The organism is Methylophaga sp., from assembly GCF_030651745.1.
Genome location: NZ_JAUSCC010000129.1, coordinates 1 through 10,958, shown reverse-complemented (window position 1 = coordinate 10,958; position 10,958 = coordinate 1). Strand labels below are relative to the sequence as shown.

Sequence of the window (10,958 nt, the reverse complement as noted above, 5' to 3'; positions counted from 1 at the left end):
CTACTGGCTGGCAAAGTACCATGCCAGTTTATTTTCGCGGAGTCTGATGAATATGTTCAGCGGCAGTATGGTAGCACTGGTAACACCCATGCGGGCGGATGGCTCGTTAGACGGTGAAAGCCTGCGCAAGCTCGTTGATTTTCATATTCAGAATGGCACCAGTGCCATTGTCGCGGTTGGTACGACAGGTGAGTCCGCTACATTAAGTATTGATGAGCACACTGATGTGATTCGTCAGGTCGTAGAACAGGCTGCTGGTCGCATTCCCGTTATCGCCGGTACTGGTGCGAACTCTACCGAAGAAGCCATTGAACTGTCGCTTTATGCCAAGCAATTAGGGGTCGATGCTGTTCTGCTGGTGACTCCTTATTACAACAGACCGACTCAAGAAGGTTTGTACCTGCATTTCAAAGCCATTGCTGAAGCTGTCGATATTCCGCAAATCCTGTATAACGTACCGAGCCGTACAGCTTGTGATTTATTACCTGAAACCGTCGCACGACTAGCCAAAATCGGCAATATTGTCGGTATTAAAGAAGCAACAGGTGATGTTAGAAGAGTAAAGTTAATTCAAGATTTGTGCGACGATAATTTTGAACTTTATACTGGCGAAGATGCCAATACCGTGGATTTTATTTTGGCGGGGGGCAGGGGCGTAATATCGGTAACAGCCAATGTGGCACCTGCATTAATGAGTCAAATGTGTGAGTCTGCTTTGAATGGCGATGCCGAAACTGCTCGTGAAATCAACGATAAATTATCTTTGTTACATCAGCGGCTATTTTCTGAGTCCAATCCGATCCCTGTTAAATGGGCACTCCATGAAATGGGGATGATTCCGGGTGGGATACGATTACCAATGACAGTTTTGTCAGAACAATTTCATCAACCGGTTCGTGAGGCGCTGGTCACCGCCGGTGTTTTGAATCCATAAGTGAGTGAATGTAATTAAATGAACACTAATCGTTTTAAGTTGAAAGCCTGTGGTGTGCTGGTAGCAGTCAGCGTTACAGGTTGTGGACTGTTGCCATCACTGGATGAGGTTGCTCCAGATAATTCTCAGAAATACCGCAAGGCAGAAACCATGCCGCCGCTGGATATACCGCCTGATCTGAGTACTTCACGTATAAACGACCAAATTGCCGGTAATGTACAAAGCTCGGCAACCTATTCCGAATATGAAGAAGCCGGAACCAATCCATTAGCAGCCCGCTACAACGTTACTCCAGAATCCAAACCAGCTTTATCCGGTGAAGGTGTTAACCGCCATTTAGTCGTACCTGGTGACCGTGATGAAACCTGGCAACGTATTGAAGCTTTCTGGGCGGATATCAACATGAATATCCATCGTAAAGATCAGCGTATTGGTTTAATGGATACCCGACCAGATGTTGATGGTTATGCTTATCGTATTCGTATGGAGCGCGGTGACGTCAATCGTTCAGCCCGGGTATTTTTGACTGGCATAGATGAGACTAATCGTAGCAACCAAAAGGACGAAGCCATGCTGCGTCAGCTGGCCGATTATCTTGGTGGTTTATATCAGCAGGATAAATCACGTGCTGCAGCAGCATTACCAACCTCAGCAGCTCAACAGGCAGATGCTCGGGTGATTCTGATAGATGAAGCTGAAGGCCAGCAGGCATTGATGGTTGAACAGGAATTCACTACCGTCTGGGATCGCGTCGGCCGGGTATTGGATAGCCGAGGCTTTACGGTTGAAGATCGTGATCGTTCACGTGGCACCTACTATGTACGTTATCTGGATCCATTTAACGAAGCAGAAAGACAAGAACGTGGCTTCTTTGGTCGGATGGCTTTCTGGAAAAGTGATGATGAAGTCGCTCCTGAAGAGTATTACTACATCAAATTGGTCTCAGATGCCTCTAATACACGTATTACTGTATTAGACTCTGAACAGGTGCGTACTGGTTCTGATACTGCCAAACGTTTGCTTGGCCTGATTCAGGAACAATTGACTCAATAATGCGCTTTGCATCACTTGGCAGTGGTAGCCGGGGCAATGCAACACTGATTTCGCAGGGAAAAACCACAATTCTGGTGGATTGTGGTTTTTCTGCTCGTGAAACTGAAAAACGTCTGCGACGTTTTGGTCTGACCTCCTCAGATCTCTCTGCCATTCTGGTGACTCATGAACATGCCGACCATATCGGTGGTGTTCGTGTACTGTCGCAGAAATTCAATATACCGGTGTATGCCACTCCTGGCACAGCAGCGTGTTTACCCACTGAAGTTATGCCTCATATCCACGAATTCAGTTGTCATGAAACCTTTGTGGTTAATGATATTGAGGTTTCACCGTTTCCGGTACCGCATGATGCGCGTGAACCCAGCCAGTTTGTGTTTCATAACGGTGATTTTCGTTTAGGCATACTCACCGATGTCGGCTTTATTACTCCGCTAATTGAGTCAGCATTAACGCTGTGTGATGGTCTAATGCTGGAAGCCAATCATGATATGGCGATGCTCGATCAGGGCGAATATCCCGAATATTTGAAACAGCGGGTCGGTGGTCGTTTCGGTCATTTAAATAACGTGCAATCTGCCGAATTACTTGCGAAAATTGACACCTCGCGTTTGCAGCACATCGTTGCCATGCATATCAGCGAAAAGAATAACTCCCCGGCATTGGTGAAACCTTTATTCGCTGATGCCCTGAATTGCACACCAGACTGGATTGGCATTGCTGAACAAGATGCCGGCTTTGACTGGCGTGAACTTAAAAAAGCCTAAGAGAAAACACCATGCAAAAATTACAGCAACTTTATGCCGGTAAAGCCAAAAGCGTCTTTGCAACAGAAGATCAGGATTATGTTGTGCTCAGTTTTCGTGATGACACATCAGCCTTTGATGGTGAACGCATCGAACAGTTGAGCCGTAAAGGTGAGGTGAATAACAAGTTCAATGCTTTCATCATGGAGCAGTTAGGCAAAGCTGGTATTCCAACCCATTTTGAAAAACTGCTTAATGACAATGAAGCCCTGGTCAAAAACATGAAAATGATCCCGGTGGAATGCGTGGTGCGAAATGTGGCTTCAGGCAGTCTGGTACGTCGTCTTGGGGTGGAAGATGGTATGGAACTGAATCCACCGGTATTCGAGTTTTTCCTGAAAAATGATGCACTGCATGATCCTATGGTCAATGAATACCATATCGCTACTTTTGGATGGGCGACGGATGAACACGTTCAACGCATGAAAGCACTGACCTTTGAAGTCAATCAGGTGCTTAAAAAACTGTTTGCCGATGCCGGTATGATTCTGGTTGATTACAAACTGGAATTCGGTGTGTTTAAAGGTGAAATATACCTCGGCGACGAATTCAGTCCAGATGGTTGCCGTTTATGGGATGCCGAAACCCGCAAGAAACTCGATAAAGATCGTTTCCGTCAGGGACTGGGTGGTGTTATCGAAGCCTATGAAGAAGTCGCCCAGCGGATTGGTGTGCCTTTGTAGTTGGTATTAATTACAAAGGGGGCACCGAGCTTTAAAATATCTCTGCAGATTATGCTGATTGGCTCGTATTATTAGTTAAGTAATATCAATGCCATCTCGCCTCGCAAATCATCAGATTATGAAACCTAAAATGCTTTTGTAGGTTGGCGCTGAGCTTGCGAAGCCCAACAATTTATTTATGTCGGGTTACGCTGTGCTAACCCGACTTACATTATTAATCTCTATGTCCTCTGCGCCTTTGTGGTTATTTTTTAATCTGCGGATAAAGCAATCTGATATGAAATGGTTGTTGTTTCTGTTCAACCCGCCTTGCTACTAAGTCAGCCAGCCGACATAATCCAGTCTATTTATTTGTCATGACAGGGAAGCTTATGTCGCGTTATCTCTCGAAATACCAGCTATTGCCACAGCAACCTATTGAGTGGTTGCTGGCGATGTTATTTCTGGTATCACCTTTTTATCTGGTATCCAGCCTTGGCGGCACTGGTTTTGATCTGCCATTTAATATCACTGTCTGGACGGCTGCGACGTTAGTCATTGCGTATTCAGTCTGGCATTTCTGTGGGCAGGATAAGCTGATTCTTCCTGCTAATTACAAAGGTCTACTGGCGTTGCCTGTTGGTATTCTGTTGGCTGCAGCGTTAGCTGGCGTACATGACCCGATCACATGGCTGTTTCGTATTGTGTATGTGATGGCAGGGGTGATTTTTCTCTTCGGGTTATTTCAGTTTCGATTAAAAAATACTGACAGGATTTTACTATTAATTGCTGTCGCAACGCTTTTACATAGTCTTTTTGGCATTATTCAATTATTCCAATTGCCAATATTGACAAACTGGATCCCTCGAACACAAACAGCAACTGCTACCGGAGTGTTTCAACAGGTCAATGTGATGGCTAGTTTCCTGACTACTGGCATATTGGTTTCAATTTATCTTTGCTTAAGACCTATTGCCCATAAGCGGTTTTATCTAAAAGCTTTTTTGTTGATTACCGTCAGTGTAGCTACTTATGTGATGGTCGCGACTGGTTCCAGGATAGGGCTGTTATCAGGGGTATTAGGCCTGCTCATGTTGCTGATTGCTTATCGAAAGCAGGTCAGGAAAAACTGGAAAACAGTCATAACAGCCTTGTTATTAATTCTTATAGCAAGTTGGTTGGCAAAAGAAGGACTACATAAAACAGTTGATAAATCCTACCAGATGGTTGAAGCGCAATATTCAGATCAACGTTTAAGTATTTATCGTATTTCTTTTGATGCTTTTGCTGAAGCCCCTCTAACAGGTCATGGAGTTGGCAGTTTTCTTGAAAAATATGGCTTGGCTTCTTCTGTGTTTTATCAGCAACATCCAACTGCCAATATGCCAAACTATATTGCTCATCCGCATAATGAGCTTTTGCAATCGGCGATTGAGGGCGGATTACTTGCGCTGATGGGTATTCTCATTGCTATGTTTAGTGTGCTGTGGTTTGCCATTAAATATAAACACCAAAGGTTAGTCGCTTATCTGGCGTTGTTACTTCCAATTACATTCCATACACAGGTGGAACACCCTTTTTACCTTTCTTCATTTCACTGGTTTATTTGGCTAACCTTGTTGTTCGCCTTAATCAATCATCATTTAGCGGTCAATCCTAATTCGCTGAGTTTGACGGCCAATAAATCACTACGCGGGCTGGTTATTATTCTAATAATTATTTCGTTAGCTTTTTTATGGCAAACAGCCAAAGCACAGCAGCAGTTATATCAATATGTGAACCAATCTCAACAGACCCCTCAGCTGAACCATGCATTGAGCAATTTGTATTACAAGAGCTATACGGAGCAAATTATTATGCGAACCCATTTACATGATGCTATAGCCAAAAAAGATGCTCAGAAACTTGCCCAGGTGGTTGATTGGTTTCAAATAGAGCTTGTTAAAAAACCAGATTTAAAGTTATTTGAAGATGTGATTAATGGCTATTTTGCTTTAGAACAGTCTGAACAACGTTGTCAGACAATTCTTAAAAGTTTGCAATATTACCCAGCAAATAAGATTCTACAAAATCTCCATCAGGATTGTTCAGCCATAAACTGACAAAAATGGTCACTATTTGACGTGGGTAAGTCTTTCACTTAAGCTGAAAACCAATTCAACGTACGCTAAGTTGCTGATTTGTTAGTAAAAAATATATTGGCACGGACGGTGCTCTACTAATGCTGAGCACAAAGCTTGTCGTCTATTTATGGAGATTTAAAGATGAAAAAAACACAACAAGGTTTTACGTTAATCGAATTAATGATCGTTATCGCGATTATCGGTATTTTGGCGGCAATTGCTTTGCCTGCTTACCAGCAGTACACCAAAAAAGCTAATTTCAGTGAAGTGATTCTTGCTACTTCAGTAGCGAAGACAGCGGTAGAGATTTGTGTTCAAACAAACATACCACCTAATACAGCTATAACTGGTTGTGGTGCTGGTAGTAACGGGGTACCTTCCGATATCAATGCTAGTGCCAGTACGCGAGTTGCATCGATTACAACAGCTGATAACGGCGTAATAGTGGCTACAGCAGCAACTGGTGTTGGTGCTTTAAATGGCGAAACTTATACCCTTACTCCAACAAACACCGCTTCTGGGGCTGTTACATGGAACGGCGTATGCAGTGATCCAGATTTATGCTGATAAATATCCTGATATAAATTAAACAAAATAAAATAAAAGCCCCGATTTGTCGGGGCTTTTATTTATCTGGTGTAATCATTCTTCTCTCCTTAAATCTTTTCAACGCAACTGATTACAATGTTTAATTCTTATTTAAGTTGTAAGATCCAAAATCCCTTTTGACAGTTATCGTTAAATTGCATTCAATTGCCCCATAAATTCTTAACTGGGGAATCTCGTGGAAAATTATCCGCAAAAAATTACCGTTGGCTGGCGTGAATGGTTGAGTCTGCCTGAGTTGGGTATTGATCGAATCAAAGCCAAGGTAGACACTGGTGCCAGAACATCGGCGATACATGCTTTTTCGGTAGAGCCAATTGAAAAAAATGGTGAGCTTTGGGTGCGTTTTGGTGTGCATCCAAACCAAAACGATACTGAAACCGAAATCTGGTGCGAGGCGCCAGTCAAGGATGAGCGTAATGTCACAGACTCGGGCGGCCATACTGAAAAACGTTATGTGATTCAGACGCCATTGAGCGTTGGCGGTCATACCTGGCCAATCGAAATTACCCTTACAAACCGCGACACCATGCTGTTTCGAATGTTACTAGGACGCACAGCCATGACGACTGGTAATATATTAGTCAACCCGGCATTGTCCTATCAAGCAAGCCCCCAATCCAACAACACGATCCAAGCGCCCAAAGACGAAGCGCTTGATGGAGAATCTGCATGAAAATAGCCATTTTGTCCCGCAACTCGAAGTTGTATTCGACTCGCCGATTGGTGGAGGCGGCGCAAGCGCGAGGACATGAGGTAGATGTGCTGGACGTGTTGCGGTGTTATATGAATATCACTTCAATGAAACCTGAAGTGCATTACAAAGGCGAAAATCTCAGCGGTTATGATGCTGTTATTCCGCGGATTGGTGCTTCGGTGACCTTTTACGGAACGGCAGTACTGCGCCAATTTGAAATGATGAATGTTTATCCGCTCAATGAGTCAGTGGCTATCAGTCGTTCTCGCGATAAATTACGAGCATTACAACTATTGTCACGTCGTGGAATCGGTTTGCCGGTCACGGGATTTGCGCATCGCCCGGATGATGTTGACGATTTAATCAAGATGGTCGGTGGTGCACCTTTGGTTATCAAGCTACTGGAAGGTACTCAAGGTATAGGTGTGGTGCTTGCTGAGACTGCCGGGGCAGCGGAAAGTGTTATTGAAGCCTTTATGGGTATGAAAGCCAATATTCTGGTGCAGGAATTTATCAAAGAAGCCGGTGGTGCAGATATTCGTTGTTTTGTGGTGGGCGAAAAAGTCGTTGCTGCTATGAAACGCCAGGGCAAAGAGGGCGAGTTCCGTTCAAATCTGCATCGTGGTGGTACGGCTAACTTAATTCGGATTACACCCGCTGAACGCGCTACTGCCGTCCGTGCTGCTAAGACAATGGGCCTAAATGTCTGCGGTGTGGATTTATTGCGATCCAACCATGGTCCAGTGGTAATGGAAGTGAATTCGTCGCCAGGTCTGGAAGGTATTGAAGCGGCAACCGGTAAGGATATCGCCAGTTTGATTATTGATTTTATTGAAAAGAACTCTGTTTCCGGAACCACTAAAACCAAAGGCCGAGGTTGATGGCAGATGAGCTGATTATTGCTGGGCAGCAAATTGCCCCGGGACAAAACAAAGTGGTGGATGTACCGCTACCTGATTTGTATATGCATACCTCATTGAGTATGCCGGTGCAGGTGATGCGAGGCCGCCGGGAAGGTCCGGTGTTATTTGTTTCGGGTGCGGTACATGGCGATGAAATTGTTGGTGTGGAAATTATTAGACGTTTGGTACGCAGTAAACGTCTTAAAGGGTTGAAGGGTACGTTAATCACAATCCCGGTGGTCAATGTCTATGGCTTTATCAACCAAACACGTTATTTACCGGATCGTCGGGATTTAAACCGCTGTTTTCCGGGGTCAGAGGAAGGCTCCCTGGCGGCACGATTAGCTAATTTGTTTATGAGTGAAGTGGTTAAGAAATGCACCCATGGTGTGGATCTTCATACTGCAGCCATCCATCGTGACAATCTGCCACAAATACGTGCTGCATTAGATAATCCTGTAGTTGAAGAGATGGCGAGATCGTTTAACGCACCAGTGATTCTGAATTCAGGATTGATTGAAGGTTCATTGCGTCATGCCTGTCAGCAGGTGAATGTGCCAGTCATAGTTTATGAAGCCGGTGAGGCATTACGCTTTAATGAACTGGCGATTCGTGCCGGTGTCAGAGGGGTGTTAGCAGTGATGCGCAAGCTTGGTATGTTAACGGAGTCACGTACCAAACATGTAAAACCTGTTGATCCATTTGTTGCACGATCCAGTAGTTGGGTACGAGCACCGCAAAGTGGAATTTTCAGGATGTTGGTGCCGATGGGCGCACAGGTGAAAAAAGGCGATATTCTGGGGATGGTGGCAGCACCGTATGGTGATGAAAAATCTGAAACCAAAGTTGTCGCAATCTGTAGTGGCGTTATCATTGGCAGAACCAATATTCCGTTAGTAAATGAAGGTGAAGCCTTGTTTCACATAGCGCGATTTAACCGTCCTGACGAGGTCGCGGATAGTGTTGAAGCCTTCAATACCAACCTGGATCCTTCAACAGATACCAGTACACCCGAAGAGCGTCCGATTATCTAAATCTGACTTTCCGAAGAGATAGTCTTGATACTGTCATAATATTTTTGCAATTTGTCCTTAAAATAGTGACAATCCCGCGATTTTAACCGTAGCCAAAGGGGGTCATACTGATGACACAAACCCAAGCCAACCTTACTATCAACACACCGCCAGTTGCACCTGAAGAATGGAGTGCGCAACAGAGCAGTAAGCTTTATGGTGTGCGTGATTGGGGGGCGGATTATTTTGATATTTCCGCCGATGGCAATGCTGTTGTCAGTCTGCAATTTGGTGAAAAGACGGTTCATGTTCCGTTGATTGATATCGTTAATGGCATGAAAGAACGCGGGCTGGATATGCCTGCGGTATTACGCATCGAAAATCTATTGGATTTGCGTATTACTCAATTAAACGAAGCTTTTGCTCGCGCTATCAAAACCGCTGGTTACAAAAATCACTATCGTGGCGTATTCCCGATCAAGGTAAATCAGCAATGCCATGTTATTGAAGAAATTGCTGATTACGGACGACGCTATCATCATGGCCTGGAAGCAGGCAGTAAAGCAGAACTCATCATTGCGATATCGCAGTTGCGTGATCATGACAGCCTGATTATCTGCAACGGTTACAAAGACGAAGAATTTATTGATTTAGGTTTGTATGCTCGTCAAATGGGCATTCCGTGCTTTTTTGTACTGGAAACCGCCACAGAGCTTTCCACTATTTTAGAGCGCAGTAAAGCTTTGGGTATTGATCCTTTGATCGGCGTGCGTATTCGTCTGGCTTCAACGGTTGAAGGTCACTGGAATGGTGACAGTGGGGATCGTTCAATTTTCGGCCTGTCCACCAATGCATTGCTTGAAGTGGTTGAACAGCTCAAAAAAGCCGATATGTTGCATTGTCTGCAGTTATTACACAGCCATCTGGGTTCGCAAATCCCCAATATCCGTAATATTCGTAGTGGGGTGATGGAAGCCTGCCGTTTCTATACTGGCCTTATCGAAGAAGGCGCGCCGATGGGCTATATGGACCTTGGTGGTGGTTTGGCCGTGGACTATGAAGGTGCCCATTCAAACAGCACTCACAGTATGAACTATGGTCTGGACGAATATTGCTACAACATTATTGAAACCTTGCAGGAATGTCTGGATCCACTGGATATTGCTCATCCGGTTGTGATCACTGAATCTGGTCGTGCATTAATCGCCTATTCTTCGATGTTGTTATTCAATGTTTTGGAAGTACGTGACCATAAGCCAGGCATTATCCCTGATGCAGCGCCGGAAGACAGTCACGATATGCTGTTTAATCTCTACGCCGTGCTTGGCAACGTGACACTGCAGAACCTGCAGGAATGTTACAACGACGCTATTTATTATCGTGATGAATTACGTGAGTTATTCCATCACGGTCAGGCAACATTAAGGGAACGAGCGTTAGCTGAAAACGTTTCACTGGCGATTCTGGAGAAGATCTCCGAGTTATTGCCTCAGGCACGACGGGTTTCTGCTGAGCTGGAAAGCCTGCCAGAGTTACTGTCAGATATTTATTACGGTAATTTCAGTCTGTTTCAATCATTGCCGGATATTTGGGCGATTGATCAGATCTTCCCGATCATGCCGATTCACCGCTTGAATGAAAAACCGACTCGCTCTGCAGTGATCGCTGATATGACCTGCGACTGTGATGGCAAAATTGATTCATTTTCTTATGAAGATGGCATCTGTAAAACCCTGCCGTTGCACCCACTCAAAGAGGGGGAAGAATACTATTTAAGTGTTTTCCTGGTCGGGGCATATCAGGAAACATTAGGTGATTTGCATAATTTGTTTGGTGATACCAACGTTGTCAGTGTGCATATCAGTGAAGATGGCAAGTTTAATTTTGTTCGTGAGTTTCATGGTGACAGTATTGCCGACGTACTCAGTTACGTTGAATACGACCCTAAAGTGATGCAGGAGCAATTCCGTAAACTGGCGGAGCAGGCCGTGCGGGATGGCAAAATTTCGGTACCAATGCGTCAACAAATGTTACGTGCCTTCAGCGACAGCATGAATGGCTATACCTTCTTTGAAAGATAATCTCAGGTTTAAGGACTCAGCTCTATGTCAAAAGTGATCATTATTGGCGCCGGTGGTGTTGGCGGCGTCGTTACTCATAAA

10 protein-coding genes are annotated in these 10,958 nt (G+C 44.6%); all 10 read left to right on the top strand.

The features are described 5' to 3' along the window. The first annotated feature begins 52 nt into the window (after nt 1–52). The 10 genes from dapA to speA all read left to right on the top strand — a co-directional run bounded on the left by dapA (nt 53) and on the right by speA (nt 10,877). Nucleotides 53–934, top strand: a complete 882-nt coding sequence (gene dapA / locus Q7V21_RS15185; RefSeq protein ID WP_304918090.1) for a 4-hydroxy-tetrahydrodipicolinate synthase — start codon at nt 53–55, stop codon at nt 932–934. An 18-nt stretch (nt 935–952) separates the two neighbouring features. Next, nucleotides 953–1,987 carry an outer membrane protein assembly factor BamC gene (gene bamC / locus Q7V21_RS15180; protein ID WP_304918089.1) on the top strand — a complete coding sequence of 345 codons (1,035 nt, stop codon included), beginning with the start codon at nt 953–955 and terminating at the stop codon, nt 1,985–1,987. Beyond that, a complete protein-coding gene (locus tag Q7V21_RS15175; RefSeq protein WP_069295153.1) occupies nt 1,987–2,754 on the top strand; it encodes an MBL fold metallo-hydrolase in 768 nt (255 codons plus the stop codon). The genes bamC and Q7V21_RS15175 overlap by 1 nt, the downstream gene beginning before the upstream one ends. Before the next feature lie 11 nt (nt 2,755–2,765). Continuing rightward, complete coding sequence (gene purC / locus Q7V21_RS15170; protein ID WP_304918088.1) at nt 2,766–3,476, top strand: phosphoribosylaminoimidazolesuccinocarboxamide synthase; 711 nt, start codon at nt 2,766–2,768, stop codon at nt 3,474–3,476. 629 nt (nt 3,477–4,105) lie between these two features. Further along, on the top strand, nt 4,106–5,557 hold the full coding sequence (locus Q7V21_RS15165; protein WP_304918087.1) for an O-antigen ligase: 1,452 nt from the start codon (nt 4,106–4,108) through the stop codon (nt 5,555–5,557). A gap of 162 nt (nt 5,558–5,719) precedes the next feature. Then, entirely contained in the window at nt 5,720–6,145 is a 426-nt protein-coding gene (locus Q7V21_RS15160; protein WP_304918086.1) for a prepilin-type N-terminal cleavage/methylation domain-containing protein, read from the top strand. Between the two features lie 217 nt (nt 6,146–6,362). Continuing rightward, nucleotides 6,363–6,860, top strand: a complete 498-nt coding sequence (locus Q7V21_RS15155) for an ATP-dependent zinc protease (protein WP_304918085.1) — start codon at nt 6,363–6,365, stop codon at nt 6,858–6,860. Beyond that, nucleotides 6,857–7,762, top strand: a complete 906-nt coding sequence (gene rimK, locus Q7V21_RS15150) for a 30S ribosomal protein S6--L-glutamate ligase (protein ID WP_304918084.1) — start codon at nt 6,857–6,859, stop codon at nt 7,760–7,762. Before Q7V21_RS15155 ends, rimK begins: the two co-directional genes overlap by 4 nt. Next, entirely contained in the window at nt 7,762–8,817 is a 1,056-nt protein-coding gene (locus Q7V21_RS15145; protein ID WP_304918083.1) for a succinylglutamate desuccinylase/aspartoacylase family protein, read from the top strand. The genes rimK and Q7V21_RS15145 overlap by 1 nt, the downstream gene beginning before the upstream one ends. Before the next feature lie 110 nt (nt 8,818–8,927). Then, the gene (speA, locus tag Q7V21_RS15140) at nt 8,928–10,877 is read left to right on the top strand and encodes a biosynthetic arginine decarboxylase (RefSeq protein ID WP_304918082.1); all 1,950 of its coding nucleotides are present in this window, start codon (nt 8,928–8,930) and stop codon (nt 10,875–10,877) included. The last annotated feature ends 81 nt before the right edge of the window (nt 10,878–10,958 follow it).